Raw genomic sequence first — 25,179 nt, forward strand, 5'->3', positions numbered from 1 at the left:
AATTGCAGTAAACTCCCGGTCCGGGGCCAGGGTTTGCCCGGCGGCGGCCGAAGTTGGGCCAGCCCGGTTCCCGGTCGACGATAAAACCGCTATCCTTGCGGCAGTTTTTACCCCTTATGCTATTCCCCGATGAAGAATGTTACCCTGTTTACTGCCCTGCTGCTGGCCGCCGGCACCGCTACCGCGCAAACGCCCGGCGGCACCCGGCTGGGTCTGAAGGCCGGCGCTACGTTCTCCACCTTCAGCGGGGTTATCAACGCCACCCCGCGCCCCCGCACCTCCTTCGTGCTGGGCACCATGCTGCGCCTGAAGCCGTCGAGCCAGGGCTTCGCCGTGCAGGTGGAGGCCCAGCTCAGCGCCCAGGGCACCAAGCTCGAAGATGCCTCGGCGGCCTCCAGCCCGACTTCCGCCAGCGGCACCATCTCCCTGCCTTATATGAATGTGCCGGTGCTGCTGCGCCAGTACATTGGCAACGTCTTTTACGTGAACGTGGGGCCGCAGCTGGGCTTGCTCGTCGGTAATAAGGAAGGCTACAAAACCCTGGAAGGTGCCCTGGTGGGGGGCGTAGGCCTGGAAACGAGCGGCGGCCTGGTGCTGGATGCGCGCCTGCTCTACGGCCTGACCGGCATCAACAACGACCCGGCCGAGCGGGCTTTCCGCCAGCGCCTGGGCGCAAGTGGCCTGTACAACCGCGGCGGGCAGCTGTCGGTGGGCTACCTGTTCGGAAGCAAGTAACTCCTGCCCGGCGCCGGCTTTTTGCGTATTCCCTGCTATGAGCACTCCCATACAAACCGGCCTGCTGGCTTACGGCATGTCGGGCAAGGTTTTTCAGGCCCCCTTCCTGACCACCCACCCCGGCTTTCAGCTGCGCGCCCTCGTGGAGCGCAGCCGCAAGGAAGCCCACCTCACGTACCCGGCCGTCGTTAGCTACGACTCGGTGGCCGAGCTGCTGGCCGACCCAGCCGTGGAACTGGTGGTGGTCAACACGCCCAACAACACCCACGCCGAGCTGACTCGGCTGGCGCTGCGGGCCGGCAAGCACGTGCTGCTCGAAAAGCCCGTGGCCACGTCCGTCGCCGAGTTTGAGGAGCTGCACGCCCTGGCCCGGGCACAAAACCGCCACCTGCTAGCCTACCAAAACCGCCGCTGGGACTCCGACTTTCGGGCCGTGCGCCAGGTGGTGGAAAGCGGGCAACTGGGCCAGCTGATTGAGGTGAACTTCCGCTTCGACCGGTTCAAGCCCGCTCTGCACTTCAAAACGTTCAAGGAAGACCCCGTGCCCGGTAGCGGCCTGCTCTACGACCTGGGTCCCCACCTGCTCGACCAAGTTCTGAGCCTGTTTGGCCGCCCGGTGCGGAGCCGCAAAACCACCGGCAGCTACCGGCCCGGCTCCCAGGTCGACGACTATTTCACGTATCACTTGCAGTACGCTGAAGGCCTGAACGTGTTCGTAACCAGCGGCCTGCTCATTGCCCAGCCCCTGCCGTCGTTTGTGCTGCACGGCACCCGGGGCAGCTTCGTCAAGACCCGCAGCGATGTGCAGGAAAGCCAGCTGCTGGGCGGCATGTCGCCGCAGGCCCCGGAGTACGGCCTCGACCAGGAGCCGGGCTCCCTGACGTTGGCCGCCGATGCCACCCTCACCACTGCGCCCTACCCGGCTCCCAAGGGCGACTACACCGGGCTATTCGAGGCCGTGTACCAAACCATTCGTCACGGCGCGCCCTACCCGATTCGGGAGGACGAGCTGCGCTGGCAAAACGAGCTGCTCGAGCAGGCCCCGGACTAGCCTTGAAGTTCTTTGGGTGCCTCCTACGAAGAAGCTCCTACCGGGGCCGGTCGAGCTTGGTGGCCGGAAACTGCGGGTCCAGCGCCACCAGCGCGTCGCGCAGGGCCCGGGTCACGAGGTGGGCTTTGTACCAGTTCTGGTCGGCGGGCACCACCTGCCAGGGGCAGCTTTGGGGGCTGCAATGCTGGAACACATCCTCGTACACGGCGCGGTACTCGGGCCACTGGTTGGCCTTGCCCGCATCTTCGGCCGAGTATTTCCACTGCTTGCTGGGATCTTCCACCCGCTCCTGCAGCCGCTCCCGCTGCTCCTTTTCCGACACGTGCAGGTAAAACTTGAGCACGGTGGTGCCGGCCTGCTGAAGCAGCTTTTCGAAGGCGTTGATGGCCGTAAAGCGCCGCCGGGCCTCCTCGGCATTGACCAGCCCCAGCACCCGGGTCACCAGTACATCCTCGTAGTGGGAGCGGTTGAATACCTGAATCATGCCGTGGCGCGGGGTATGCTGATGAACGCGCCAGAGAAAATCGTGGGCCAGCTCCTCGTCGGTGGGCTCCTTGAACGACTGCACCCGCACACCCTGGGGATTGAGGCCGCTGAAGACCGTGCGAATCAGCCCGTCCTTGCCGCTGGCGTCCATGCCCTGCAGCACCACGAGCACGCTGCGCTTGTTTTCGGCGTAGAGGCGGTTTTGCAGGCCTACCAGCTCTTGTCCCAGGCGGCGGGTTTCGCGCTTGGTGTCGTCTTTGTGCACATCGTGGGGGGCGCGGGCCGAAGTTTTGAGCAGGTCGAAAGAGTCAGCGGAAGGCATAGTCAGCAGTGGTAAAAGGAGGATCAGACTATGTACGGCCCGCCCTTGATACCGGCCGAACCAACGGGCCATTACTTCCTGCTTCGGCTAGTGCCCCAGGGCAAAAACCGGCCATTATGACTATAAGCTTCTTATTAAGCCGCTCAAATCGGACATAGTGGCTCCTTTTAGCGGGAGAAGAAGCTGGAATCAGGTTGGTACAGCGTTTGATTTACCCCCATCGTACTCAAGAAAGGAACCCAACCATGAATCTTATCAGCAAAGAATTCATTCGCAACATTGCCCCGCAACTCGACCTGCTCAACACGGTGGGTGGCGGTATTGCGCAGGCCGTACTGCGGGTGGACAAGGGCGCGAAGGGTGTGGTGATTCGGGTCGCGGCTCCCTCGGTGCGCCCCGAAAACTTCCACGTTGTGCTCAACAACAGCGACCTGACCGTGTACTGCGAGTACCGGCACCAGCCCGAAGACCAGCTCGGCGCGCCGCTGTTCAGCCAAACCCTGACGCTGCCGCCAAACCTGGACTTGGCCCGGATTGACGCCGTGCACGAAGGCCAGGAGCTGCGGGTGCGCATTCCCTACCAGGATTCGGCCACCCAGCCGCGCGAAATCAACATCAAGCAGCGCTAAGCCGCCGCCCGTTCATACCGTCGGGGCCGACCGACTCGTTTTGTCTCACCCAAGCCACTGCTTATCCCAGTGGCTTTTTTATTGCCCGGCGGGCAGGCTTAGCCAAACAGCGGAATCAGCAGAAAGAAGCCCGTGACCAGAGCTAGGTAAAACCAACCCATTACTTGCCCGCGGTAGTGGCGCGGCAGGCGGTTGCTGAGCACCAGCACGGCCACCACCACCAAGGTCAGGTGCAGCAGCAGAAATACCACCGTCTTCACCCAGTTGCTGACAATGGTATTCTCGGGCTGATTCTGGTCGGCCATGCCCAAGCCGGCGGTGGCCGCCTTGAGCAGATAATACGCGCCAACCTCGAAAGCCAGAAAGCAGCCTAGTCCCGCCAGCAGCGCCAGGGGCCCGGATTTGGAAGAAGCATCCGCCATAAGGTGAAATAGTGAGATGGTGAAGTTATGAAATGAGGAGTTGATGTGCTGACGGCGCAGCTCTGCACCATCTGCGCCAACCGCACGGCAGCTCACCACGTCCCAAGTTCACTATTTCATTTTTTCCCCAGCACTTCCGCCGTGCGGGTCTGGATATAGAGCTCGTCCACCTTGGCCCGGGCCCAGGGTGTGCGGCGCAGAAAGGTCAGGCTGGACTTGACGCTCGGATTCACCGAAAAGCAGTTGATGCGGATTCGCTCATCGAGGCCCGGCCAGCCGTAGCGGGCCACTAGATACTCCAGAATCTGGGCTAGCGTGACGCCGTGCAATTCGCGAATCAGGTGCCCGGACTCGTCGCGGGCGTCGGCAGAAGTAGGCATAAGGAAGCCGGAAGGTAGATGAAGCCAAAGGTCGGTAAAAGCCCGGGAAAGGCGCTTTTGCGGGGACTTTTTTCCGAACGGTGCCAGCTTTTACGGCGACGAGGGTACGTTGCCCCCCACATTGTGCGTTACCTTTGGGATGATGGCTATGCTGAAAAAACCAACCAAACGTGCCGCCCCCCGCCCCGCCCCGGCCGCGTGGCGCCGCCCCCTGGGGCTGCTGGCACTGCTGCTGGTGCTGGTCTTGCTGCTGGGCTACGGCCGCTACCGCCGCCAAATCAACCGCTACGCCCGCCGGGCCTACGCCACGTTCACCCTGGGTCACCTCACGGGCCGCGAAAAAACGCCCCTGCTGGCCGGCTACTCCGTGCACGGCATCGACGTGTCGGCCTACCAAGGGCGCATCGACTGGCCGCTGGTGGCCAGCCACCGGGTGCGCTTCGCCTTTATCAAGGCCACCGAGGGCGTCACGCTCCGCGACGCGCGCTTCAGCGCCAACTGGCGGGCGGCCCGCAAAGCCGGCGTCTACTGCGGGGCCTACCATTACTTCCAGCCCAACTACGACGGCACCCAGCAGGCCAACCTGTTTGCCCGCACCGTGCCACTGGCGGCCGGCGACCTGCCCCCGGTGCTCGACGTGGAAGCCCCCCAGTTTCACGACGTGGCCGTGATGCGCCGCAACGTGGCCACCTGGCTGCGGCTCGTGGAGCGTCATTACGGGGTGCGGCCCATCCTGTACTCCAACTACAGCTTCTACAAACGCTACCTGGCCGGACACTTCGACGAGTATCCGCTCTGGCTGGCGCATTACGAAGTCGATAGTCCGCAGCTGCCGCGCGAGAAGTGGATTATCTGGCAGCACAGCGACGAGGCCTACGTGCCCGGCATCCGCGGCACCGTCGACTTCAACGTTTTTCAGGGCAATTTCGAAAACCTGCTGGCCCTGCGCATTCCGGCGTCCAAGCCCGCCCGCCGTCCCGAATAGAGCCCGCCATTCCTTTCGCCTATGACCCGCACTCTGCTTCGCCTTGCTTTTGTGGTTCTGCCCGGCCTGGGCCTTTTCAGCTGCGGCGGCAGCCGGAGCGCCTTCACCCAGAGCGGCATTGCCTCCTTCTATGCCGATAAGTTTGACGGCCGCGCCACCACCAGCGGCGAAATCTACCGCCCCAGCAAGCTCACGGCCGCCCACAACACGCTGCCCTTCGGCACGGTGGTGCGCGTGACCAATGAGCGCACCCACAAGTCGGTGAAGGTGAAAGTCAATGACCGGGGGCCGCACGCCAAGGGCCGGGTTATCGACCTGTCGAAAAAAGCCGCCCGTAAGATTGGCCTCGTCGATGGGCTGGCGCCGGTGAAGCTGAAAGTGGTGAAGGCCGCCGGCGCCCGCCGCTAACGCCCTGGCCGCGCTTCCCGTAGTACTTCCTTTTCCCAAGCCGCTGCTCCCCATGAGAATCCGCAAGAAAGTCCAATGGTCCCCGCCCGCCCACGCCGACCGGTTTGCTGCCCTGAGCGGGTTTGTGCAGGCCGCCGAGGACGAAGGCTGGTCAGAGGCCGAAGTGCAGTTCGTCATCGATGAGGTGGTGGAAGCCCGCGACGAGGCCGAGGTGCAGGCCATCTGGCAGGACTACACCAAGCCCGCCATCCGCCCCTAAAAAAGCGAGGCCCGGAGCAGTGCTCCGGGCCTCGTCAATGGGTTGGTAAAGAGCCAGTATTACTTGCTCTTCATTTTCATCTTACCCTTCTTACCGCTTTTGGCGGCCATCATCAGGCTGTCCTGCTCGGCTTTCATGGCCATCGTGGTCATGCGGCCGCTCAGGGACATCATGTCGCCCTCCTTGAGCATGGTGGAAGTACCGTCGGCCATCGTCACGGTGCCGTCGGCCATGATTTTGGTACCGTTGACCAGCGTCACTGGCTGGCTTACGGGGTTGGTTTGCCCTTGCTGGGTGTAGAGCACTTTACCCTCCTTCATCACCAAGCCATCCTTCATGGTGGCCGCGCCTTCCTTAATCACTACTTTCTGGCGAGGCGCCACGGGCTTGCGCGGGGGCAGTTTGGTCTGGGCCTGGGCCGTCAGAGCAGCGCCCGACAGCAGCAGGGCGGCAAAAAGAGAAACAGTTGCTTTCATGGGAACGGGTATTGAGTGGGAAGTGAGTTGAACGTGCGAAGGCCTGTAAAATACAAATTGTCGACTAAAAGTTCGCCCGCGCTCCAACAACCTCTTGCGCCGCGGCTGCGTTGATAAAAACCAGCTTTTTTGTTTCGTTACGCAAGGCTTTTTCTAATGTTGTTGCGTCAAGAGCCGCCGCTTACCGTTTAGCTTACTGCTCTGGCGGCCGGGTTTCGGCCCGCGGGCTTTCCAGCCCGGGACGGCTCGCCGGCTGACCAAACGGTCGGCTTCTTGCGTATCACCTTAGCACTCAGCCCCAACGTTCACTTCCCGTGGATTACAAAGACTACTACAAGATTCTGGGCGTGGATAAAAATGCCACGACCGACCAGATCAAAAAGGCCTACCGCAAACTGGCCCGCCAGCATCACCCCGACGTGAACCCCAACGACCCCAAGGCCGAGCAGAAGTTCAAGGAGGTGAATGAGGCCAACGAGGTGCTCAGCGACGAAGACAAGCGCCGCAAATATGACCAGCTCGGTGCTGACTACCAGCGCTACCAGCAGGGCGGCGGGGGCCGCGGCCAGGGCGGCTTCGATTGGTCGCAGTACGCCGGTCAGGGCCAAGGCGGCTTCGGGGGCGGGGGCGGCGACCCGTTCGGCGGCGCCGACTTCTCCGACTTTTTCAGCTCCATCTTCGGCGGCATGGGCGGCGGGCAGCGCGCGGGCGGGCAGCGCCCCGGCGCCGGGCAAGACTATCAGGCCGAGCTGGAGTTGACGCTCGAAGATGCTTACCGCGGGGGGCCCCGCACGCTCACCGTGAACGGCAAAAGCCTGCGCATCAACATCAAGCCGGGCGTGGAAGACGGCCAGACCATCCGGCTGCGCGACCAGGGCGGCCCGGGTCGCAACGGCGGACCGGCCGGCTCGCTCTACATCACGCTGCGCCTGCAGCCCGACGCGCGCTACACCCGCACCGGCAACGACCTGACCATGGACGTGCCCGTGAGCATCTACAAAGCCGTGCTCGGCGGTGAGCAGGTCGTTGACACGCTGTCGGGGCCGGTGAAAATCAAGATCAAGCCCGACACGGCCAACGGCACCCGGCTACGGCTGCGCGGCAAGGGCTTTCCCCGCTACCAGCACCCCGACCAGGTCGGCGACCTGTACCTACGCCTGAACCTGACTTTGCCCCAGCACCTGACCGACCAGGAAAAAGAGCTGTTTCAGCAGCTGGCGGCTTTGCGCCCTGAATAATCCTGATCCGGGCGGGCAGCGCTCCGGCCCGGGTTTCGTTCATTTTTCTGCCCCATCATGGCTACGCACCTCATCACCATCACCGTTCGGGATTACGCCACGCGCTACGGCCTGAGCGAAACCGACGTGCACGAGTTTGTCGACCTGGGTTTGCTGAGTCCGGCTGAGCTGCCCGAAACCATCCAGGCTGAGCCCGACCACCTCGTGCGCCTGGCCCGCCTCCACCACGAGCTGGGCATCAGCAAAGAGGCCATCGACATCGTGCTGGCCATGCGCCAGCGCCTGCTCGAGATGCAGGAAGCCCTGGCCCGCCAGACGGCCCGCACGGCCCAGCTGGAGCGCTACCTGCGCGGCTCCGGTCCCGTCCTCGACCCCGAAAGCTAAGCCAGCGCTACACGATATCCACGGCCAAAGCCAGGGCGCAGCCGGCCAGGGTGGCGGCCAGCTTGGGCCAGTTGAGGCGGTGCTCGGGGCTGGTTTCAAACAGAATGGTGGTCGAAACGTGCAGGAAGTTGCCGGCCACCAGCCCCAGCAAAGCCGCATACAGGCCGCCGGTAAGCAGCTGCTCCAGCACCACGTAGTTGCTCACCACAATGCCGGCCGGGGCCGCCAGGGCAAACAGCACCAGATAGGGCAAGGCCCGCCGGAAGCTGTTCAGGCGCAGCAGCAGGGCCGCCATCAGGGCAAAGGCGGCCGGGATGTGGTGCAGTGCCACGCCCGTCAGGATGGCGTAAAAGTCCTGGCTCACGATGCCCACCTGCGGGGACTTGACCAGAATGCTGCCTTCCAGAAACGAGTGGATGACCAGGGAAAACAGCAGCATAAACGGCACCCGGCCCGCGTGGCTGGTATCGTGGTGCACGTGCCCGTGCTCGACGCCCTGGGAAAACACCTCCAGAATCAGCTGCCCGAAAAAGCCGGCCAGCACGTAGTAGCCCACCCGGTGGGTGGCTGCCGGCGCCAGCGCCAATGCCTCGGGCAGCAGGTGAGTCACGGTGAGCGTAAAGAGATACGCCCCGCTGAAGGCCAGCAAGGGCTTCATCCAGGCCGTGCGGGCCGTGGGCACGAGGCGGGTAAGCCAGCCGGCGCCCAGCACGGTTAAAAACAGCATCAGTACGGCAAACCACATAGCGGGTACGGCAATAATCAGGTAGGCAGAAATTCGCAGCGGCAGCCGCTTATTTTTTGAGCACAAAAATCATTCGGGGGCTGCTGGCCTCGTCGTAGGGGTTCAGCTGGTAGTCCCCCAGGATTTCGGCCAGGCGCAGGCCCGCCATCTGGAAGTACTCCTCGAACTGTTCCCGGCGCAGGGCGCGCACCCGCTCCTCGTAGAGTTGAGGCTGCCCCTGCTCGTCAGTGAAGCGGATTTCCTTCACGATAAAGTCTCGGTCGAGGTGGCGGCGTAGCTGGAAGCGGGTGCCGTCCACGGTTTTCTCCTCGTGGCTTACCAGCTCCGCCACCGTGCGCTCGGTGTTCATGAAGTCGATGACTAGCTTGCCGCCCGGCCGCAGCGCCGCCGCCGCCGACTGCAAAGCCACCACGTTTTCGGCCTCTTCGGCAAAATAGCCAAAGCTGGTAAACAGGTTGAAGATCAAGTCGAAGGGGCCCCAGGGCAGATGGTCGCGCATGTCGTGCACCTCGAAGTGCAGGTGCGCGTGGGCAAACTGCCGGGCGTAGACGATGCTTTCCGGCGACAAGTCAACCCCGGTCACGTCGTAGCCCTGCTCGCTTAGGTAGATGGCGTGCCGCCCTTTGCCGCAGGCCAGATCCAGCAGCCGCGCCGTGGGCTTGGGATGCAGATGGCGCAGCAGCGCATCGATAAAGTCCCGGGCTTCCTGCTGATTTCGGTCGCGGTACAGCCGGTGGTAGTAGGGCGAATCAAACCAGGTGCTAAACCATTCGGTGGCGGGTGCGGGCATCAGAGAAAATAAAGCGAACAGCCCCGGCCGCGGCCGCGGCCGCGGCCAGGATGAGCTAGCGTTAACCCACTTCTTGCAACAATGTTACAAATGTAGGCAAACAAATGCTGGCGTCAGCCGAAAGGCGGCGATGGGGCTAAAACGCAAACTGCCCCCAACAGGTCGTTGGAGGCAGTTTGGCGCAGCTAAGCAGCGCACTAAGGGCTATTCTTCCTTCAGCTGACCGCCGGTCGTGCCTTTGGGCATGGCGTGGGGCTCGGCCTGTACTTTGGCGGCGTCAGAGCCTTTCTTGCTGGTTTCCACTTCTTCGGCGTTGGCGCTCATGGCCTTTTCGGCCGAAGGCTTGTTGTGTACGTCCACGTCGGTTTCGTCAACGGGGCCGTTGTTGCTGATGGGGTGGGCAATGGCGCCACCTTTGGCCTGGTTGGGCTCTTCGGCCGTGCCGCGCTCGGCTTGGGCATAGCCTTCGTCGGAACGGGTGCCGGGCGCTACCATGTCTACCGATACTTTTTTGTCGGGGCGGTAGTCGGAAGGCTCGCTGCTGCAAGCATTCAGGGCCAGCGTAGCCAGGGCGAGGCCGGAGAGCAGAAGATTCTTGGTCATAATCGTGAGCAGTTGAAAGGGCAGCCGGGCGGCCGCAACGACGGGCCCCACGGACAAGTAGGGCCCAAAAGTAAACAGGGAACGACAAACGTCGCGCGTCGGGCCGGATATTCCTTGCGCTAAAGCTGATACCGGCCCCCGGGGCGAAAAGTTACGCCGCCGGCGGGGTACCGGCCGCCGGAGCTGGAGCAGCCGCGGCATCCTGGGCGGGCAGCAGGTTTTTGCGCCGCAGCATCGAATCAAACAGCTTGATGTCGTTGGGCGAGTTGAAGATGCGCAGCGGAATGTGCAGGAACACGGGCACGGTAAAGGTGCGACCCAGCCAGCCTTTGAAGCCCGGCAGCTGCGTGGCCTCGGTGGGGGGCTGCAGCCAGAGCAGGTAGGCATCGGCGTCGCGGCGGGCCTTGCCAATCATGTCCCAGGTTAGGCCCATGCCCTTGGTCTCGTTCAGGCGCAGCAGGATCTGCCGGTTGTCGATTTCGTAGTTCATACGCTCAAACAGGGCTTTGCTCTGCTCCATCTGGGCCACGCCCGTAATCTGGGCTGAGCGCAGCAGCACGTAGAGCAGCGTGAGCACCAGGGCCAGAATCAGCCACCACCACGAGGGCCAGATGGCCGCCGGCAGCAGCCCCACGGCGAAGGGAATAAGCGCGTACCACCACTCCTTTTTCCACACCTGGGCCATGGCCATGCGGGTGTACGTGTCGGTGCTGAGCTGGTACTTTTTGGTTCGGATAGCCATCGGGCTCGGGCCCTGGCCTTGCGCCTGGCGGTAGCCACCACGCTGATTGGGTTGTTGCATTCTACTGGTTGGTTGTCAAATTTTTACCCTGGAATTACCGGCGGCTAATAGGCCTTCAGGCTCAGGTCCAGGCTTTTCACGGAGTGCGTCAGGGCGCCCACCGAAATGAAGTCGACGCCGGTGCTGGCCACTTCGGCAATGGTCTGCTCGGTGATGCCACCGGAGGCCTCGGTGGGGAAGCGGCCGGCTACCAGCGTCACGGCCTCGCGCAGCATGGTCGGGGCCATGTTGTCGAGCATGATGCGGGTGATGCCCCCGGTTTCGAGGACCTGCTGCACCTCGGCCAGCGTGCGGGTTTCCACCACGATGGGCAGGTTCTTACCCGTGCGGGTCAGGTAGGCGTGGGTCGCGTCGATGGCCGCCCGGATGCCCCCGGCGTAGTCGACGTGGTTATCTTTGAGGATGATGCCGTCGAAGAGGCCGTAGCGGTGGTTTACGCCCCCGCCGATGAGTACGGCCCACTTCTCGCAGATGCGGAAGTTGGGCGTGGTCTTGCGGGTGTCGAGCAGCTTGGCGTTGGTACCGGCCAGCAGGCTGGTCAGGTGGGCCGTGTAGGTGGCAATGGCGCTCATGCGCTGCATGCAGTTGAGCACCAGCCGTTCGGCGGTCAGGATGCTCTGGGCCCGACCCTCCACGGTGAAGGCAATATCGCCGTGCCGGACGCGGCTGCCGTCGGCCAGCAGCTCCGTCACGCGCAGGTCGGCATCAACTTCGCGGAAGATTAAGTGAGCCAGCGCGACGCCGGCCAGCACGCCTTCGCTTTTCACCAGCAGGTGGGCACGGTTGCGGGCATCGGCGGGAATGGAGGCCAGCGAGGAATGGTCGCCGTCGCCGATATCTTCGGCCAGGGCCGTGCGGATAAAGGTGGTGAGGGCTTCCGGGGTGAGGTAGGGGGCGTTTTGCACGGTGCAAAAATAGAAAAAGGCCCCGACTTGCGCCGGAGCCTTTTTCAGGGAACATCAAATTCAGGAGCTACGCTTCGGGGAAAGCCAGCTGCAGTAAGTAGTTTTTTTTCAAATGGTTACTGTAGCGCGTTAGCAGGCAAGGGGTTATTCCTTGGTGAAGTCGATGGTATCGATAACCAGGTTGCCCTGCGCCGATTTCATCTTGACGAACATCCGGTAGGCTCCGCTCTTGCTCACGTACTTGCCCACGGCGTAGGGCGTGCCCTCGGTGCTGCCGCCGTAGTGGACGAAGTCGAAGCCGGCGGGGGAGTTTTTGGCGAAAAAGTCTTTCATCACAAACTCGGCCTGCGTGGCGCTGTAGCTCTGCTTGTCGCCATCGAAGCTCAGCTCCACCGTGGAGCCGAAGTACTGGGCCAGCTCTTTGGAAGAGCCTCCCCGGATGGCGTTGCGCACCGGGGTGAAGCCTTCACCCTGAGCGTGGACCGTGGCGGAGAGAAGCACCAGCCAAATAATGGCCAATGCGTGAAGAAGGTTACGTTTCATACTAGAGTAGGGAATGCATCATGCTGTTCACTAAAACTATGCCAAGAGGGCCATACGCATAAAAGATGCCCACGGCCGAACCGCTTGGGGGGGAAATTAACGTAAATGAACACAAACTAACTTAATGCGGACGTTCCGGGCCTTGCCCCTATCTTTGCAGCTATGAACAAACAGGTATTGTTGGTGATTCTGGACGGCTGGGGCCTAGCGCAGAACAAGGAGGTATCAGCCGTCGATAAAGCCCAAACTCCCTTTGTCGATTCCCTGTTCCAACGCTTTCCCCACAGCAAGCTGCAGGCCTCGGGCGAAGCCGTGGGTCTACCCGATGGGCAGATGGGCAACTCCGAAGTCGGCCATATGAACATCGGGGCCGGCCGGGTGGTGTACCAGGATCTGGTGCGCATCAACAAGGCTATCCGGGAGCGGAAGCTGGGGTCGGTGCCAGCCCTGGAAAAGGCGTTTGACTACGCCCGCACCACCGGCAAAAACCTGCACTTCATCGGCCTGCTTTCCGACGGCGGCGTGCACTCCCACATCGACCACCTCAAGGCCCTCTGCACCCTGGCCCACGATGCCGACGTGCACAAGGTCTTCATTCACGCCTTCACCGACGGCCGCGACACCGACCCGAAGGGCGGCGTGAACTACGTCAACGACCTGGAGCAGCACCTGGAGCGCAACGGCGCCAAGATTGCCTCCATCGTGGGCCGCTACTACGCCATGGACCGCGACAACCGCTGGGAACGGGTGAAGGTGGCCTACGACCTGCTCGTGAATGCCAAGGGCACGCCCTCGCAGAACCTGATTCAGAGCATGCTCGACTCCTATAAGGAGGGCGTGACGGATGAGTTTCTGAAGCCGATTGTGAAAGTCGGGGCCGACGGGCAACCGCTGGCCACCATTCAGGAAGGCGACGTGGTTATCTGCTTCAACTTCCGCACCGACCGGGGCCGGGAAATCACGCAGGCGCTGACCCAGCAGGATTTTCACGCCTTCCAGATGCACCGGCTGAACCTGCACTACCTGACGATGACCAACTACGACGCCACCTTCGTGGGCGTCACGCCCATCTTCGACAAGGACAACCTCGGCAACACGCTCGGGGAGGTCCTGGCGGCGCACGGCAAAAGCCAGATTCGGATTGCCGAAACCGAGAAGTACCCCCACGTCACGTTCTTCTTCAGCGGCGGGCAGGAAACCGAGTTTGCCGGCGAAAGCCGCATCATGCGCGCCTCGCCCAAGGTAGCCACCTACGACCTGCAGCCCGAGATGAGTGCCTACGACCTGCGCGACGCCCTGGTGCCGGAGCTGCAGGCCCGCTCGGCCGACTTCATCGTGCTCAACTTCGCCAACCCAGACATGGTGGGCCATACCGGCGTGTTTGAGGCCGTGGTAAAAGCCGTGGAAACGACCGACGCCTGCGCCCGCGACGTAGTGGAAACCGCCCTGGCCAACGACTACGCCTGCATCATCATTGCCGACCACGGCAACGCGGAGGTGATGCTGAACCCCGACGGCACGCCCAACACGGCCCATACCACTAATCTGGTGCCCTGCATCTTGGCCGACAACGACTACCACGGCTCCCTGGCCAACGGTAAGCTCGGCGACATTGCGCCTACCGTGCTCGAGCTAATGGGCATTGCCCAGCCCGCCGACATGACCGGCCAGTCACTGCTGCACGCCGATACGGTGCAAAACCCGACGAATGCGTAGCAGCTGGCTGGCTCCCCTGCTGCTGCTGGCCGCCTGCGGGCCTGACAACGACGTTGCGCGCGCCAGTCAGGATGCGCGCAAGCCTCTGTATTTTGACCTGAAAGGCTTTCTCGACCAGCAGACTGCCCTGCTCACCCAACGCCGGCCCGCCGTGGAAAAACAGGTTTCGCTGCGGGATGGCCGGGTCGAAACCACCCGGGTCGGGCAGGTAGACTGGGGCAAGGAGCTGCAGATTTTCTACCAGGCCGACATCAACAAGCCAGCTTTGCGGGGTACCTACGAAGTACTGGGTGGCTCCGCGGCGGCCGATACGGTAGACATGGTGCGGCAGTACCGCCGCAAGCCGGGCGCGGAAAACAACGTGGACCAGTTGCAGGTGCGTGAAACCGACACCCGGGCCGGCACCATCGAAGCCATTCTCACCCAGGACAACCCGCTGTTTTTTTCGCGCAAGGTTCTGACGCTACACTACCAAAATGGCCAGCTGAGCGCCTACAAGGTGCAGGGCGTGCAGAAGCTGGTCTTGTTCGACACGCTGCGCTACTCCGCGGCCGTGCGGGTGCTCTAGCCCCGCTCTTCGCCCAGCAGCGTGACGACCACCCAGCGCCGGCCGCCGTGGTTGCGGTGCTCCCCCAGATAGATTCCTTGCCAGGTGCCCAGGGCCAGCTCCCCGTTGGTAATTGGGATGGTAACGGAGGTGCCCAGCATGGCTGCCTTGAGGTGGGCTGGCATGTCGTCGGGGCCTTCCTGGGTGTGGCGGAAGTAGGGCGCACTTTCGGGCACAGCGCGGTTGAAGAACTGCTCGAAATCGTGGCGCACGGTGGGGTCCGCGTTTTCGTTGATGCTTAGGCTGGCCGAGGTGTGCTGAATGAAAAAGTGGGCGGTGCCCACCCGCAACTGCTCGAGTTCGGGCAGCTCGGCCACCAGCAAATCGGTGATGAGGTGGAAGCCGCGGCTCACGGCCGGCAGGCGCAGGCGTTTCTGAATCCAGCGCATGGCTACGGGTTTTTCCGCTCGTAAGCGCCCAGGTCCGGGGCCGGGCCACGCTGCACGTGGCGCAGGTCGTAGTCGAGGCGGGCGCCGCGGGCGGGGCGGTTGCTGGCTGGTGACAACGTGTCGAGGCTGTAGTCGAGCTTATCGGAAAAGCCCCCGTCGGGAGCCCGCTTGAACTTGGGCGCCACGTTGATCAGGTTGTCGTTGACGCTGAGCAGGGTGCGGTAGAGCTTGGTGCGCACGATGCTGTTCGTGACGCTGACCGGAAACGCCGTGCCGGTGTTCTCGAAGGCTAGCTCGTCCTCTATTGAGCCCCAGACGATGGAGTTCTGAATCGAGATGCTGGTTTGAATCGGGTTGGCCACCTTGGCCCGGGCGGCCTTGCTGGTAAAGGCCAGCGAGGCCGTTTCGCGCCGGAAGGCGGGCGTGTAGTTGGCTACAGTGCAGAAATTCAGGTCGTACTGCCCGCCGCCGATGCCGCGGATGGCATATTCCCCGCAGTTAGTCAGCAGGCAGTTGCGCAGCACAAAGTCGCCGCTGAAGCTGAAGATGCCGGCCCCATCGAAGCCCTGCCCGCCGTTGGCAAAGGAGAGCGTGGCCCCGGAAATGTTCTTGATAACCGTGTTTTCGACTGTCACCGCGGGGCGGGGCAGCTGGTTGCCAGGATTGTAGACGAGCAATCCAAACGAGGCATTCTTGATTTCGGCGTAGCGCACCACGTTGTTGCGGCTGGTGGAGTCGAACTGAATGCCGGCCCACTGCCCGGGTATCTCATTGTAGAAAGGTTCGAGCCGGTCGCCGGCGAAGCGCACGAGGTTGCGGTCATCGGCCTTGAGCTCGGTGGTGGGCTGAAAGTCGGGGTTTACCCGCAGCGTGCCCTTCACGATGATGGCCGCCCCGGCGTGCGAGTACACCCGCGTGCCGGGCAGCATGGTCAGGATGCAGCCCGGCCGGACCAGCACGGCCCCGAAGATGACGTGGGGCTTGTCATTTTTCCACTCCGTGATGCAGGGCAGAATCTCGTTGCGGTGGAAGTAGGCGTTGCGGCCGTAGGAAATCAGCCGCACGGCCTGGTCGTTACCGTTGGTGCGAAACCGGAGCTGGTCTTCCACCAGAAAGGGTTTGTCTTCGGCCTGCTGGGCGGGCCCGAGCGTGGCCCGAATCAGCACCTGCAGGCTGTCTTTCCCCCGGATTTCGACGTTGTTGGCCGCGGGGCCCGCGTCGCCGTTGATGACCAGGGCGTACGGGGAGCCGCCGGGGTTGGCCAGCGTAATCTGCTCCACGTTCACGGCCCGGCGGTTGCGGTTATAGACCCACAGCCGTTTGGTGATGGTGCCCACCTGGGTGAAAACCGTGTCGAACATCACCGTATCGGTCGAAAACTCCAGCTTGGCGCTGGAATCGGTGGTCAGCAGGTTTTCCTTGGGCTCGCAGCCCGGCAGCGTGAGCAGGCACGAGCAAACGAGCAGCAGGGGAAGCAGGTAGCGCATAGCTGGTTTATAGTTGCTGGTTTTTGGTTTTTGGCTGGCTCGTCGGCTATTGACTACAGAAAGTATGTTCTGCTCCAGCTAACGACCAACTACCAAAAACCAATCACCCTAAACCAAAAGATTACGAAACGCCTTCCTGCAGACGCTCGGCGCTTTCGGCGATGCGCAGCTGCTCCACGAAGTCGTCGATGTTGCCCTCCATCACGCTGGCCAGGTTGTAGACCGTGTAGCCGATGCGGTGGTCCGTCACGCGGCCCTGGGGGTAGTTGTAGGTGCGGATTTTGTCCGACCGGTCGCCGCCGCCAATCATGCTCTTGCGCTGGGCGCCTTCAGCCTCGTTCTTTTTAGCCAGCTCGATTTCATACAGGCGGGAGCGGAGTACCTGCAGGGCCTTATCGAAGTTCTTGAGCTGGGACTTCTGGTCCTGGCACTGGGCCACGATGCCGGTGGGCAGGTGGGTCAGGCGCACGGCCGAGTACGTCGTGTTGACCGACTGCCCGCCGGGTCCCGACGACATAAACAGGTCTTTGCGCACCTCGTTCATGTCAATCTGCACGTCGAGTTCCTCGGCCTCAGGCATCACCACGATGGACGCCACGGAGGTGTGAATGCGGCCCTGGGTTTCGGTGGCCGGCACGCGCTGCACGCGGTGTACGCCGCTTTCAAACTTGAGCTTGCCGTACACGTCCTCGCCCTTTACGGCCAAGATAATTTCTTTGTAGCCGCCCGAGGTACCCTCGGTAGCGTCCACGAGTTCCATTTTCCAGCCCATGCGCTCGGCAAAGCGCATGTACATGCGCTGCAGGTCGCCGGCGAAGATGGCGGCTTCGTCGCCGCCGGCCCCGGCCCGGATTTCCATGATGATATCCTTGGAGTCGTTCGGGTCTTTGGGAATGAGCAGTTCCTTGATAACCTCCTCGAGGCGCTCCTGCTCGGGCAGCAGGGTTTCGAGCTCCTCTTTAGCCATCTGACGGAAGTCTTCGTCTTTCTCGGTCGCAATGACTTCGCGGGCGCCCTCGATGTTGGACAGCACCTGCTGGTAGTTGCGGTACTCGGTTACGATCTTGCCCAGGTCCTTATATTCCTTGTTCAGAGACTTGTAGCGCTTCATGTCGCTCATAGCCTCAGGCTGCATCAGCTGTTCGTTGACGTCTTCGTAGCGCTGGCGAATGGCCTCCAGTTTATCTAGCATCTTGCCTTCAGAGAGTTGTATTGGACTGTAAAGATACGGAAATCTACCGCCACAAATCGGGCGCGTTGTTCGCACTGCGGGCGGCTGCGCTCACGGCGCCGGAAAGCTTGCCAGACCTACCACCCCCTGACTTCGCCGCGCGGAAACAGTATCTGCCGGGCCGGTAACCTCGGGGCGGGCGGCGGGTTTATCTTTGCGCCTAGTCGTTCCTGGTCTTTTTCCTGCTCGGCCCAGCCTGGGTCGGGTGCCTTTTCTTCGCTGCCTATGTCCGTTGTTATTCAAGCCACCCGGGCCGTGGCGGTGCTGAGTTTGCTGCTCACGGGCTGCCGTCCCGACCAGATTGAGCACATCAAAAACGGCAAGCAGATTGCCACCGACCTCGAAAACATGACGGTGAAGCGCATTCTGCCCGCCGACCTGCTCCGGGCTGCCCGTTGGGCCGGCGACTCGCTCACCGAATCGGCCGACCGGGCCCTGCGCCGACAGCTTGCCGACCGGCTCCAGGTTGGCGGCGTGGCCGCGGCCCTCTCTTACTGTCAGCCCGAAGCCTACGCCGCCACCGACTCCCTGGCCCGCATCTTCAAGGCTACGCCGCGCCGGCTAAGTGGGCGCCCGCGCAATCCGCGCAACCAGGCCCAACTGCCGGCCGCGGCCCTGGTGCCTGACACGGCCACGGCCCGGCTGGTGAGTCGCGCCACGGCTGAAACCTTCGTGTATCAGCGCCCTATCACGCTCAACGACGCCCAGTGCCTGCGCTGCCACGGCCAAATAGGCAAAGACGTTTCTGCCGCCGACTACGCCCTGATTCGCCACAGCTACCCCGCCGACCAGGCCACCGGCTACCAGCTCGGGCAGGCCATGGGCGTGTGGCAGGTCCGCCTGCAGCGCGACGGCGTGGCGGAACTCTACACCATGAAAACGCGCAAGGTGATGAAGCCGCGCAAGCCCCTGTTTTAGCTTCTCCGACCACTTCAGAACCTCGGCAGATATCCTCCGAAGGTACCCGTTGGTCCTCGGAGGTGGTCGAGTGGGGTTCGGAAGCCGGACGGAGAAGTTCCGAACCCCAACCGACCACCTTGGAGCTCCGGGCGTGGTCCTGCGTGCCCCTCGGCCGGACTTCGGAAGTACACGGGCAACCGGGGCGGGCGTAACCCTGGGGCCGGGTTTGCGGTTTGCCTAGCATGACTGCACCCGACTCTACCTCAGCTTCACCCATCATTATTATCGGGGCCGGCATGGCGGGCCTCACCTGCGCCAACTACCTGCACCGCGCCGGCCGACCGGTGCTGGTGCTCGAAGCCGATGACGCCGTCGGCGGTCGGGTCCGGACCGACGTGACGCCTGAAGGCTTTCGCCTCGACCGGGGCTTTCAGGTGCTGCTGACCAAGTACCCCGAGGTGCAGCGCCTGCTCGACTACGGCGCGCTGGGTCTGCGGGCCTTTAAATCGGGAGCTGTAATTCGGTTGGAAAACGGCCGCGAAACCACTCTGCAAAACCCCTTGCAGCAGCCCCTGGCTGCTTTTACCGCCCTCACTGCGCCCATCGGCACGCTACCCGACAAGCTGCGGATTCTAAGCTTCGTGCAGCACGTGCAGCGGCACACCAGCGCCGAGCTGCTGGCCAAGCCTTCCACCGACACGCTGAGCTTTTTGCGTAGCTACGGCTGGAGTGAGCGGATCATCAACCGGTTTTTCCGCCCGTTTTTCGGGGGCGTGTTCCTGGACCGCGACCTGACCACCGCTAGCAACTTCTTCGAATTCGTGTTTCAGCAGTTTGTGCAGGGCGAAGCCGCCGTGCCCGCCCGGGGCATGCAGCAGATTCCGGAGCAGCTGGCTGCCCGCCTGCCCGCCGGTACGGTGCGCCTGAACACCCGAGTAGACTCCATTGATGGCCAAAGCGTGCGCCTGCAAAGCGGCGAGACCCTGGCCGCTGCCGCTGTGGTGGTAGCCGTGGACGGAGAAGCCGCCGCCCGCCTGCTGCCCACCTTCCGCCAGCCGATTTCCACCGCCTGGCGCCGCACCACCTGCACCTACTTCGCCGCCGATAAGTCGCCGGGCCGGGCCGACAAGCTGCTGCGCCTCAATGCCGGCGCGGGCAGCCTGGCCCACAACGTGGCCTTTCCCAGCGACGTGGCCCCAGACTATGCCCCTGCCGGCCGCACCCTCGTTTCCGTGAGCACCCACGGCACCCAGGCCCTGACCGAGGAGCAGCTCACCGAGCACCTGCGCGCGGAGCTTACGGCTTGGTTTGGCGCCGAAGCAGCCTACTGGCAGCACCTGCGCACCTACCACATTGCCCACGCCCTGCCCGCCTACCCGGCCGGTCAGCCCGCCCGGCAGCTCCTGCAACTGGCCCCCGCCCTATTCCGCTGCGGCGACTACACCGCCTACCCGTCGCTGAATGCCGCCATGGCTTCGGGCCGGGAAGTAGCGGAGCTCCTGTTGCGGTAAGACCTGCAAAAAAGGCGGAGTCCGGAGAAGATGCTCTTTTCCGGACTCCGCCTTTTTTAAATTAACTCCACAAACACCGGACAGTGGTCGGAGTGCACCACATCGGGCAGGTGGCCGGCGCTGCTGATGCGGGGCTGCAGGCCGGCGTTGACCAGCCAGTGGTCGAGGCGCCAGCCCACGTTGCGGGCCCGGGCCCCGGCCCGGAAGGTCCACCAGGAGTAGTGACCCGGAACGGCGCCGGGGTGGTGGCGGAAGGCATCGACGTAGCCATCAGCCAGGAAATCAGCAAACCAGCGCCGCTCCTCGGGCGTGAAGCCGGGGCTGTTCTGGTTGGCCTTGGGGTTGTGCAGGTCAATGTCCTGCTGGCAGCAGTTGAAGTCGCCGCCGATAAGCAGGCCCGGCAGCATGGCCTGCAACTCGCGCACGTACTGGCGGAAGAAGTGCAGCCACTCCACTTTAAATGCCTGCCGTTCGTCTCCGCTCGTGCCCGAGGGCATGTAGGTGTTGAGCACCGAAAAGTCCTCGAAATCGAGGCGCAGCACCCGGCCCTCGGTGTCGTAGCACTCCCGGCCGCAGCCCACCACCACGTTTTTCGGCAGCAGCTTACTGAACGTGGCCACCCCGCTGTAGCCGGGCTTCTGGGCTGGGTGCAGATACGCGTGGTAGCCCAGGGCTTCAAATCCCGACACGTCTAGCGGCTCCCGTCCGGCCTTGATTTCCTGCAGACACAGCACGTCGGGCTGGGCTTCGGCCACCCAGTCGAGCAGGCCTTTGCCCAGGGCCGAGCGGAGCCCGTTGACGTTGTAGGTTATGATTTTCAACGCGTTGTCTTGTTACTCGTCCTTCATAAAAGCCTCGAAGTACTCCAGAATGTGCCATTTCAGCATCCGTTCCTGCTCCTTGAGGTTGGCAAACGGTACGGGCCGCACCAGCGTGTAGTGGGGCCAGCCCTCCTCGTCCACCCGGTCGAGGGCGTAGTAGCCCGAGAGGCTGAACAGGCGGCAGGTGGCAATGTGCATCAGATCCTGCTTCTGCTCCTTGGTGAAGGGCCCCGCACCCTGGCCCAGCTCCTGCACCCCAATGAGCAGCAGCAGGGCGTTCAGGTCGGGCTTTTTGCCGAAGCGGGCCTTCATCTGGTTCATCAGCTCCCACCACCGGTGCTCAAACTGGGCCTCGGTTTCGTCGACGTGGAGCGGGCTCATGCCTCGTGGTGGTGTTCGGGGGCGGGCGCTACGGCTTCCTCCTTCAGGATTTCCCAGTACTCCACGGCCCGGCGGAAGTGCGGAATCACGATGCTGCCGCCGATGAGGTTGGCAATGGCAAAGACCTCGTAAATCTCCTCGTCGGTGAGCTTTTCCTCGAAGCATTTGCCCAGGTGGTACTTGATGCAGTCGTCGCAGCGTAGCACCATGGAGCAGGCCAGACCCAGCATTTCCTTGGTTTTCACGTCGAGGGCGCCGGCCTGGTAGGTGTTGGTGTCGAGGTTGAAGAAGCGCTTGATGACCTTATTGTCGGCCGCCATGATCTTCTCGTTCATGCGCTGGCGGTAGTCGTTGAATTCAGTAACCTGGGACATTGGAAGCAGGGGTGAAGATGGATTGCGGAAAGTTGAAGGGCCGAGGCGCCCGGTGGAATGGGGTCGGCCTTGGCAAGTCGGGTTAAAACCTTAAAATTAGGCAGAAGTTCCGCGCCACCTATTCCCCGCCCCCGTTTGGGCTGCTATGGTCCTATTGCTACCGCCTCGTTACCCGATTCTTATGCTTCTTATGCTGCCCCGCCATGTTTATTGCCAATGCCCTGGCCGACTTCGTCGCCCTGATTTTCCCACGCACCTGCCTGGCCTGCGTTGAGCCCTTGGCCCGGGGCGAAGACTACATCTGCACCGGCTGCCGGGCCCAGCTGCCTTACACCGACTATCACACCCTGCCCGAGGCCCACAACCCACTGGCTCGCCGGTTCTGGGGCAAGGTGCCCGTGCGCCACGCCCTGAGCTACCTGCGCTTTCTACGCCACGGCCGGGTTCAGCACCTGCTCCATCAGCTTAAGTACCAGGGCCAGCAAGACGTCGGGCGGATACTGGGCCGCTGGTATGGCACTGAACTAGCCAGCCATGGCCTCGCCGCCGACTTCGACCTGATTGTGCCCGTACCCCTGCACCCGCGTAAGCTGGCCAAGCGCGGCTTCAACCAGTCCGACACCTTTGCCGAAGGCTTGGCCTTGGGTCTTGCCGTGCCCTGGAGTGCCCACACCCTACGCCGCACCGAGCACACTGATTCGCAGACCCGCAAGAGCCGTACGGAGCGCTGGCTGAACGTGGCCACCGTGTTTGAAGTCAATGCCCCGGCCAGCCTTGTCGGCAAGCGCATCTTGGTAGTCGACGACGTGCTGACCACCGGGGCCACGCTCGAAGCCTGCGCTGCTGCGCTGCTGGCCGCCGGCTGCCGGGAAGTCAGCATTGCCACTATTGCCTGCACCGAGCATTAGTTGAAAAGAAAAAGCCCGAACTGCGGACAGTTCGGGCTTTTCAAAAGCGTAACGCTTCAGCTTACTTGTTCGAGCCGGCGTTGATCATGGCGCAGCGGAAGCCGATGGCCGCCGTAGCGGAGTCTTCGGCCATGAAGCGGCGCGTGCCCGGCGAGAGCCAGTACGCTACGTCGCGCCACGAACCACCTTTATAAACGCGCACGTGGTCGTCGATGAGGGACTGGTATCCTTTCTTGTCGTACTTCTCGCTCGGGTCGAGGTAGCCGTTGCGACGGAAGGGGTTCAGATCTTCCACGTCTTCGAAGGAGAGCGGACGGTAGATGTCCTGCACCCACTCGTTCACGTTGCCAGCCATGTTATACAGGCCGTAGTCGTTCGGCGGGTAAGCGTAAATGTACTCGGTAATCATGGCGCCGTCGTTCAGGCTACCGGCAATACCGGCGTAGTCACCGCGGCCGCGCTTGAAGTTGGCCAGGAACGTGCCCATGCCTTTGCCGTAGGGGTTCCGCACCTGACGGCCATCCCATGGGTAAATGCGCTTGTTCTCCTGGTTTTCGTTGCCAGGCTCCTGGGTACCGATGAGAGCCTGGGCCGCGTACTCCCACTCCGCCTCGGTGGGCAGACGGTAGTTGGGCAGCGTGTTGCCGTTTTCGATGGAGATTTTGGTTTTGCCGTCGCCTTCGGTGCCTTCAGCAGCGTCGCCGCCCTTGTTTTTCTTGCCGAACAGGCCACCTTTCTTCTTGGTGCTGCCGCCGTCTTCGTCACCTTCCGAAGCCAGACGCTCGTTCACCTTGGCCGTCCGCCAGGTGCAATAGTCGTTGGCCTGCAGCCAGCTCACGCCCACCACGGGGAAGTAGCGGAAGCCGGGGTAACGCAGGTAGTAATCCACGTAGGGGTCGTTGAACGACAGCTCCCGGGCCCACACCGTCGTGTCGGGCAGGGCCGACTGGTAGAACTCCTCGGAGGAGTCCTTACGGGCATAGTGCAGGTATTCGAGCCAGTGAATGTTGGCCACTTCGGCTTCGTCCATGTAGAACGAGGCGATGGTCACGGTGCGCTCGATGTTGTCGTGCGTCATCGTAACATCCTCTTCCTGAGAGCCGAGCACCGTACGACCACCTTCAATAAAGATCAGGCCGGGGCCTTCCGGAATGCCTTTGTAGTCGGCCACCCGCATGCCGTCCTCGGTGTTGTACTCCAAGCCCGTCGTCGAGCTGTACTTACCAGGTTTGGTAGCCGTTGGCGGCCCACCTTTACACGAAGCCAGCGCACAGGCTCCTACGACCGCAAAACGCAGGTACTTGGAAAAATTCATGATCAAGTTGAAACTACCTGAGAGAAAATGATTTAAGGAAGGCAATTTGGATGCAATAATACGCAAATTTAGAAGGCCGGGCAAGGAATTGACGGGTAATTCCGACGTTTTAACCGCCGCCACGCCGCTTCCAACGAATCGAACTGCCGGATGCTGAGCGACACCTCGTGAGCGCCCCCCAAATCGGCACTGAGCTGGCTCAGGCTGATGTCGTAGCTATAACCGAGCCGCAATGCCCCTACGCTGACCCCGGCCACGGCCGTCAGCAGCTGCTGGGGGCGGCTGGCCCCAGGCAGTGGCACGCCCCGGTAAATGGCCCCGAGGGTGATGGGGGTCACGGTGCCGTACAACCCCACTTCAGCCCGCTGCGACCCGCCCTGCCGGGTGTAATTCACGGTGGGTGAAATACTTATCTCCCGGTAAGTCAGCTTTTCGGTTTTCTTCAGGAAAAAATATTTCACGCCCCCGTTGAAGTTCAGCCGCATCGGCAGCTTGGCCTCGGTGGCAAAGCCAAGGTCGGGCTGGTTGACGTGGTGAGCTGCCGCGCCCACCCAGAAGTTGTCGTTGTAGAGCAGCAGGCCGGTGCCCACGGTGAGGTAGCTCACGGGCTTCACGTCGCCGAAGGTTTCGGCCGTCTGGCCCACTACCTGCCCGTCGTCGGAAAGCTGGTCGCCGAAGACAAGGTTGTCGTAACTGATGCGCTGGTTGCCGTAGCTGGCCTGCAGGCCCCCGCTCAAGCTAAGCTGCTCGGTGAGCCGGGCGTGGTAGGCGTAGATGCCGCCCACCTCTAGGCGGGTGTAGCCGATGGCCCCGCTGCGGTCGGTGCTCAATAGCAGCCCCACAGCGCTGTTCTGGTCGGCAAAGCGGTAGTCGGCGGCCAGCTGCCCGGTCTGGAACGTGCCGGCCAGGGTCGGAAACTGGTTGCGGTAGCTGAGCGTGACGCTGTAGTCGTCGAGCAGGCCGGCGAAGGCCGGGTTGGTGTGCAAGCGCGCGGCGTAGGGCTGGGCAAAGTACAAATCCTGCCCCTGCGCCGCCGTTCCGGCCGCCAGCCCGAGCCCGGCGGCCAGCACAACCGCGCCCCGCCGCCGGCCCCGGCCGGGACGGTGCACTGGAAGCATAAGACGGTCAGGCTGGTAGCGAGGCATAGAGTACGAAAGTAACGCGGCTGCCCGGTGGTTTGGTACGTGGACGAAGGCGGAGGCCGGAACTAAAATGCCGAATTCCCCCCTATTTATAAACCAACGAATGTATTCGAGCATCTAATATAGTAGTATCGACGGCGGGCCGGCCGCGGCTGGGTTAGTCCCGGCCCGATATCTATTCTACTTTTGCCCGGCAGCCGGTCCCGGGTGGCCGGCCGCTTGTTAGCTGCTAAC

Annotated in this window: 31 protein-coding genes; 13 read left to right on the forward strand and 18 right to left on the reverse strand. The window is 62.7% G+C overall.

Features of this window, described 5'->3' with window-relative positions; all coding sequences use genetic code 11:
- The first annotated feature begins 129 nt into the window (after window positions 1–129).
- Entirely contained in the window at window positions 130–735 is a 606-nt protein-coding gene (locus EWM57_RS07280) for a porin family protein (RefSeq protein ID WP_129920479.1), read from the forward strand.
- Window positions 736–772: 37 nt separating this feature from the next.
- Window positions 773–1,786 carry a Gfo/Idh/MocA family protein gene (locus tag EWM57_RS07285; RefSeq protein WP_129920480.1) on the forward strand — a complete coding sequence of 338 codons (1,014 nt, stop codon included), beginning with the start codon at window positions 773–775 and terminating at the stop codon, window positions 1,784–1,786.
- Between the two features lie 37 nt (window positions 1,787–1,823).
- Here EWM57_RS07285 and EWM57_RS07290 read toward each other — a convergent pair whose 3' ends face one another.
- Window positions 1,824–2,594 carry a PPK2 family polyphosphate kinase gene (locus EWM57_RS07290; RefSeq protein ID WP_129920481.1) on the reverse strand — a complete coding sequence of 257 codons (771 nt, stop codon included), beginning with the start codon at window positions 2,592–2,594 and terminating at the stop codon, window positions 1,824–1,826.
- 245 nt (window positions 2,595–2,839) lie between these two features.
- On the opposite strand from EWM57_RS07290, the gene EWM57_RS07295 reads away from it, so the two are divergent.
- The gene (locus EWM57_RS07295) at window positions 2,840–3,223 is read left to right on the forward strand and encodes an Hsp20/alpha crystallin family protein (protein WP_129920482.1); all 384 of its coding nucleotides are present in this window, start codon (window positions 2,840–2,842) and stop codon (window positions 3,221–3,223) included.
- A gap of 98 nt (window positions 3,224–3,321) precedes the next feature.
- Here EWM57_RS07295 and EWM57_RS07300 read toward each other — a convergent pair whose 3' ends face one another.
- Window positions 3,322–3,645 (reverse strand): hypothetical protein, encoded by a 324-nt coding sequence (locus EWM57_RS07300; protein ID WP_129920483.1) that lies wholly within the window; start codon window positions 3,643–3,645, stop codon window positions 3,322–3,324.
- Between the two features lie 116 nt (window positions 3,646–3,761).
- Window positions 3,762–4,025 (reverse strand): VF530 family protein, encoded by a 264-nt coding sequence (locus tag EWM57_RS07305; protein ID WP_129920484.1) that lies wholly within the window; start codon window positions 4,023–4,025, stop codon window positions 3,762–3,764.
- 148 nt (window positions 4,026–4,173) lie between these two features.
- On the opposite strand from EWM57_RS07305, the gene EWM57_RS07310 reads away from it, so the two are divergent.
- From EWM57_RS07310 to EWM57_RS07320, 3 genes are read left to right on the forward strand one after another with little or no spacing between them, the layout of a single operon-like run.
- Complete coding sequence (locus tag EWM57_RS07310) at window positions 4,174–5,010, forward strand: glycoside hydrolase family 25 protein (protein WP_129920485.1); 837 nt, start codon at window positions 4,174–4,176, stop codon at window positions 5,008–5,010.
- 21 nt (window positions 5,011–5,031) lie between these two features.
- Entirely contained in the window at window positions 5,032–5,418 is a 387-nt protein-coding gene (locus tag EWM57_RS07315) for a septal ring lytic transglycosylase RlpA family protein (protein ID WP_129920486.1), read from the forward strand.
- A 52-nt stretch (window positions 5,419–5,470) separates the two neighbouring features.
- Entirely contained in the window at window positions 5,471–5,677 is a 207-nt protein-coding gene (locus EWM57_RS07320; RefSeq protein ID WP_129920487.1) for a hypothetical protein, read from the forward strand.
- Between the two features lie 59 nt (window positions 5,678–5,736).
- Here the strand turns inward: EWM57_RS07320 and EWM57_RS07325 are convergent, their stop codons facing one another.
- The gene (locus EWM57_RS07325; RefSeq protein WP_129920488.1) at window positions 5,737–6,153 is read right to left on the reverse strand and encodes a DUF6799 domain-containing protein; all 417 of its coding nucleotides are present in this window, start codon (window positions 6,151–6,153) and stop codon (window positions 5,737–5,739) included.
- Between the two features lie 314 nt (window positions 6,154–6,467).
- Between EWM57_RS07325 and EWM57_RS07330 the strand changes: the two genes are divergently transcribed.
- Entirely contained in the window at window positions 6,468–7,391 is a 924-nt protein-coding gene (locus tag EWM57_RS07330; protein WP_129920489.1) for a DnaJ C-terminal domain-containing protein, read from the forward strand.
- A gap of 57 nt (window positions 7,392–7,448) precedes the next feature.
- A complete protein-coding gene (locus tag EWM57_RS07335) occupies window positions 7,449–7,775 on the forward strand; it encodes a chaperone modulator CbpM (protein ID WP_129920490.1) in 327 nt (108 codons plus the stop codon).
- A 7-nt stretch (window positions 7,776–7,782) separates the two neighbouring features.
- On the opposite strand, the gene EWM57_RS07340 is transcribed toward EWM57_RS07335, so the two are convergent.
- The 6 genes from EWM57_RS07340 to EWM57_RS07365 all read right to left on the reverse strand — a co-directional run bounded on the left by EWM57_RS07340 (window position 7,783) and on the right by EWM57_RS07365 (window position 12,163).
- Window positions 7,783–8,520, reverse strand: a complete 738-nt coding sequence (locus EWM57_RS07340) for a ZIP family metal transporter (RefSeq protein ID WP_129920491.1) — start codon at window positions 8,518–8,520, stop codon at window positions 7,783–7,785.
- Window positions 8,521–8,569: 49 nt separating this feature from the next.
- Window positions 8,570–9,310: a class I SAM-dependent methyltransferase gene (locus EWM57_RS07345; RefSeq protein ID WP_129920492.1), complete on the reverse strand. Its 741-nt coding sequence runs from the start codon at window positions 9,308–9,310 to the stop codon at window positions 8,570–8,572.
- A gap of 204 nt (window positions 9,311–9,514) precedes the next feature.
- Entirely contained in the window at window positions 9,515–9,913 is a 399-nt protein-coding gene (locus EWM57_RS07350; RefSeq protein ID WP_129920493.1) for a hypothetical protein, read from the reverse strand.
- A 151-nt stretch (window positions 9,914–10,064) separates the two neighbouring features.
- A complete protein-coding gene (locus EWM57_RS07355; protein WP_129920494.1) occupies window positions 10,065–10,715 on the reverse strand; it encodes a hypothetical protein in 651 nt (216 codons plus the stop codon).
- A 44-nt stretch (window positions 10,716–10,759) separates the two neighbouring features.
- On the reverse strand, window positions 10,760–11,620 hold the full coding sequence (gene nadC, locus EWM57_RS07360; protein WP_129920495.1) for a carboxylating nicotinate-nucleotide diphosphorylase: 861 nt from the start codon (window positions 11,618–11,620) through the stop codon (window positions 10,760–10,762).
- Window positions 11,621–11,764: 144 nt separating this feature from the next.
- The gene (locus EWM57_RS07365) at window positions 11,765–12,163 is read right to left on the reverse strand and encodes a DUF4783 domain-containing protein (protein WP_129920496.1); all 399 of its coding nucleotides are present in this window, start codon (window positions 12,161–12,163) and stop codon (window positions 11,765–11,767) included.
- A 162-nt stretch (window positions 12,164–12,325) separates the two neighbouring features.
- On the opposite strand from EWM57_RS07365, the gene gpmI reads away from it, so the two are divergent.
- Together gpmI and EWM57_RS07375 are read left to right on the forward strand one after the other, a co-directional pair.
- A complete protein-coding gene (gpmI, locus tag EWM57_RS07370; RefSeq protein ID WP_129920497.1) occupies window positions 12,326–13,879 on the forward strand; it encodes a 2,3-bisphosphoglycerate-independent phosphoglycerate mutase in 1,554 nt (517 codons plus the stop codon).
- Complete coding sequence (locus EWM57_RS07375) at window positions 13,872–14,447, forward strand: hypothetical protein (RefSeq protein WP_129920498.1); 576 nt, start codon at window positions 13,872–13,874, stop codon at window positions 14,445–14,447. Before gpmI ends, EWM57_RS07375 begins: the two co-directional genes overlap by 8 nt.
- On the opposite strand, the gene EWM57_RS07380 is transcribed toward EWM57_RS07375, so the two are convergent.
- The 3 genes from EWM57_RS07380 to prfA all read right to left on the reverse strand — a co-directional run bounded on the left by EWM57_RS07380 (window position 14,444) and on the right by prfA (window position 17,554).
- Window positions 14,444–14,875, reverse strand: a complete 432-nt coding sequence (locus EWM57_RS07380) for a secondary thiamine-phosphate synthase enzyme YjbQ (RefSeq protein ID WP_129920499.1) — start codon at window positions 14,873–14,875, stop codon at window positions 14,444–14,446. The two genes, EWM57_RS07375 and EWM57_RS07380, sit on opposite strands and share 4 nt — an antisense overlap.
- A 2-nt stretch (window positions 14,876–14,877) precedes the next feature.
- The gene (locus EWM57_RS07385; RefSeq protein ID WP_129920500.1) at window positions 14,878–16,362 is read right to left on the reverse strand and encodes a hypothetical protein; all 1,485 of its coding nucleotides are present in this window, start codon (window positions 16,360–16,362) and stop codon (window positions 14,878–14,880) included.
- Window positions 16,363–16,483: 121 nt separating this feature from the next.
- Entirely contained in the window at window positions 16,484–17,554 is a 1,071-nt protein-coding gene (gene prfA, locus EWM57_RS07390; protein ID WP_129920501.1) for a peptide chain release factor 1, read from the reverse strand.
- A 264-nt stretch (window positions 17,555–17,818) separates the two neighbouring features.
- On the opposite strand from prfA, the gene EWM57_RS07395 reads away from it, so the two are divergent.
- On the forward strand, window positions 17,819–18,511 hold the full coding sequence (locus EWM57_RS07395) for a c-type heme family protein (RefSeq protein ID WP_129920502.1): 693 nt from the start codon (window positions 17,819–17,821) through the stop codon (window positions 18,509–18,511).
- 224 nt (window positions 18,512–18,735) lie between these two features.
- Window positions 18,736–20,004 carry an NAD(P)/FAD-dependent oxidoreductase gene (locus tag EWM57_RS07400; protein ID WP_129920503.1) on the forward strand — a complete coding sequence of 423 codons (1,269 nt, stop codon included), beginning with the start codon at window positions 18,736–18,738 and terminating at the stop codon, window positions 20,002–20,004.
- Window positions 20,005–20,060: 56 nt separating this feature from the next.
- Here EWM57_RS07400 and EWM57_RS07405 read toward each other — a convergent pair whose 3' ends face one another.
- Genes EWM57_RS07405 through EWM57_RS07415 form a run of 3 tightly spaced genes read right to left on the reverse strand, consistent with a single transcriptional unit; the run spans window position 20,061 to window position 21,580 of the window.
- Window positions 20,061–20,825 carry an exodeoxyribonuclease III gene (locus tag EWM57_RS07405; protein ID WP_129920504.1) on the reverse strand — a complete coding sequence of 255 codons (765 nt, stop codon included), beginning with the start codon at window positions 20,823–20,825 and terminating at the stop codon, window positions 20,061–20,063.
- A 12-nt stretch (window positions 20,826–20,837) separates the two neighbouring features.
- Window positions 20,838–21,206, reverse strand: coding sequence for a hypothetical protein (locus tag EWM57_RS07410; RefSeq protein ID WP_129920505.1), 369 nt, complete (start codon window positions 21,204–21,206; stop codon window positions 20,838–20,840).
- Window positions 21,203–21,580 (reverse strand): carboxymuconolactone decarboxylase family protein, encoded by a 378-nt coding sequence (locus EWM57_RS07415; protein WP_129920506.1) that lies wholly within the window; start codon window positions 21,578–21,580, stop codon window positions 21,203–21,205. Before EWM57_RS07415 ends, EWM57_RS07410 begins: the two co-directional genes overlap by 4 nt.
- Window positions 21,581–21,783: 203 nt before the next feature.
- Here EWM57_RS07415 and EWM57_RS07420 point away from each other — a divergent pair, with 203 nt between their 5' ends.
- Window positions 21,784–22,488: a ComF family protein gene (locus EWM57_RS07420; protein WP_129920507.1), complete on the forward strand. Its 705-nt coding sequence runs from the start codon at window positions 21,784–21,786 to the stop codon at window positions 22,486–22,488.
- A gap of 61 nt (window positions 22,489–22,549) precedes the next feature.
- Here EWM57_RS07420 and EWM57_RS07425 read toward each other — a convergent pair whose 3' ends face one another.
- Both EWM57_RS07425 and EWM57_RS07430 read right to left on the reverse strand, forming a co-directional pair.
- Window positions 22,550–23,803 (reverse strand): SUMF1/EgtB/PvdO family nonheme iron enzyme, encoded by a 1,254-nt coding sequence (locus tag EWM57_RS07425; protein WP_207218276.1) that lies wholly within the window; start codon window positions 23,801–23,803, stop codon window positions 22,550–22,552.
- A 68-nt stretch (window positions 23,804–23,871) separates the two neighbouring features.
- Window positions 23,872–24,921: a PorP/SprF family type IX secretion system membrane protein gene (locus tag EWM57_RS07430; protein ID WP_165370446.1), complete on the reverse strand. Its 1,050-nt coding sequence runs from the start codon at window positions 24,919–24,921 to the stop codon at window positions 23,872–23,874.
- Window positions 24,922–25,179: the final 258 nt, after the last annotated feature.

The sequence above is a fragment of the Hymenobacter persicinus genome (assembly GCF_004167665.1).
In the GTDB taxonomy this organism is placed as follows: Bacteria; Bacteroidota; Bacteroidia; order Cytophagales; family Hymenobacteraceae; genus Hymenobacter; species Hymenobacter persicinus.

Bases quoted from the DNA above. Each gene is read 5' to 3' on its own strand.
- EWM57_RS07280 (WP_129920479.1), top strand. From the start codon at position 130: ATGAAGAATGTTACCCTGTTTACTGCCCTGCTGCTGGCCGCCGGCACC.
- EWM57_RS07285 (WP_129920480.1), top strand. From the start codon at position 773: ATGAGCACTCCCATACAAACCGGCCTGCTGGCTTACGGCATGTCGGGC.
- EWM57_RS07290 (WP_129920481.1), bottom strand. From the start codon at position 2,594: ATGCCTTCCGCTGACTCTTTCGACCTGCTCAAAACTTCGGCCCGCGCC.
- EWM57_RS07295 (WP_129920482.1), top strand. From the start codon at position 2,840: ATGAATCTTATCAGCAAAGAATTCATTCGCAACATTGCCCCGCAACTC.
- EWM57_RS07300 (WP_129920483.1), bottom strand. From the start codon at position 3,645: ATGGCGGATGCTTCTTCCAAATCCGGGCCCCTGGCGCTGCTGGCGGGA.
- EWM57_RS07305 (WP_129920484.1), bottom strand. From the start codon at position 4,025: ATGCCTACTTCTGCCGACGCCCGCGACGAGTCCGGGCACCTGATTCGC.
- EWM57_RS07310 (WP_129920485.1), top strand. From the start codon at position 4,174: ATGCTGAAAAAACCAACCAAACGTGCCGCCCCCCGCCCCGCCCCGGCC.
- EWM57_RS07315 (WP_129920486.1), top strand. From the start codon at position 5,032: ATGACCCGCACTCTGCTTCGCCTTGCTTTTGTGGTTCTGCCCGGCCTG.
- EWM57_RS07320 (WP_129920487.1), top strand. From the start codon at position 5,471: ATGAGAATCCGCAAGAAAGTCCAATGGTCCCCGCCCGCCCACGCCGAC.
- EWM57_RS07325 (WP_129920488.1), bottom strand. From the start codon at position 6,153: ATGAAAGCAACTGTTTCTCTTTTTGCCGCCCTGCTGCTGTCGGGCGCT.
- EWM57_RS07335 (WP_129920490.1), top strand. From the start codon at position 7,449: ATGGCTACGCACCTCATCACCATCACCGTTCGGGATTACGCCACGCGC.
- EWM57_RS07340 (WP_129920491.1), bottom strand. From the start codon at position 8,520: ATGTGGTTTGCCGTACTGATGCTGTTTTTAACCGTGCTGGGCGCCGGC.
- EWM57_RS07345 (WP_129920492.1), bottom strand. From the start codon at position 9,310: ATGCCCGCACCCGCCACCGAATGGTTTAGCACCTGGTTTGATTCGCCC.
- EWM57_RS07350 (WP_129920493.1), bottom strand. From the start codon at position 9,913: ATGACCAAGAATCTTCTGCTCTCCGGCCTCGCCCTGGCTACGCTGGCC.
- EWM57_RS07355 (WP_129920494.1), bottom strand. From the start codon at position 10,715: ATGCAACAACCCAATCAGCGTGGTGGCTACCGCCAGGCGCAAGGCCAG.
- EWM57_RS07365 (WP_129920496.1), bottom strand. From the start codon at position 12,163: ATGAAACGTAACCTTCTTCACGCATTGGCCATTATTTGGCTGGTGCTT.
- gpmI (WP_129920497.1), top strand. From the start codon at position 12,326: ATGAACAAACAGGTATTGTTGGTGATTCTGGACGGCTGGGGCCTAGCG.
- EWM57_RS07375 (WP_129920498.1), top strand. From the start codon at position 13,872: ATGCGTAGCAGCTGGCTGGCTCCCCTGCTGCTGCTGGCCGCCTGCGGG.
- EWM57_RS07380 (WP_129920499.1), bottom strand. From the start codon at position 14,875: ATGCGCTGGATTCAGAAACGCCTGCGCCTGCCGGCCGTGAGCCGCGGC.
- EWM57_RS07385 (WP_129920500.1), bottom strand. From the start codon at position 16,362: ATGCGCTACCTGCTTCCCCTGCTGCTCGTTTGCTCGTGCCTGCTCACG.
- prfA (WP_129920501.1), bottom strand. From the start codon at position 17,554: ATGCTAGATAAACTGGAGGCCATTCGCCAGCGCTACGAAGACGTCAAC.
- EWM57_RS07395 (WP_129920502.1), top strand. From the start codon at position 17,819: ATGTCCGTTGTTATTCAAGCCACCCGGGCCGTGGCGGTGCTGAGTTTG.
- EWM57_RS07400 (WP_129920503.1), top strand. From the start codon at position 18,736: ATGACTGCACCCGACTCTACCTCAGCTTCACCCATCATTATTATCGGG.
- EWM57_RS07410 (WP_129920505.1), bottom strand. From the start codon at position 21,206: ATGAGCCCGCTCCACGTCGACGAAACCGAGGCCCAGTTTGAGCACCGG.
- EWM57_RS07415 (WP_129920506.1), bottom strand. From the start codon at position 21,580: ATGTCCCAGGTTACTGAATTCAACGACTACCGCCAGCGCATGAACGAG.
- EWM57_RS07420 (WP_129920507.1), top strand. From the start codon at position 21,784: ATGTTTATTGCCAATGCCCTGGCCGACTTCGTCGCCCTGATTTTCCCA.
- EWM57_RS07425 (WP_207218276.1), bottom strand. From the start codon at position 23,803: ATGAATTTTTCCAAGTACCTGCGTTTTGCGGTCGTAGGAGCCTGTGCG.
- EWM57_RS07430 (WP_165370446.1), bottom strand. From the start codon at position 24,921: ATGCTTCCAGTGCACCGTCCCGGCCGGGGCCGGCGGCGGGGCGCGGTT.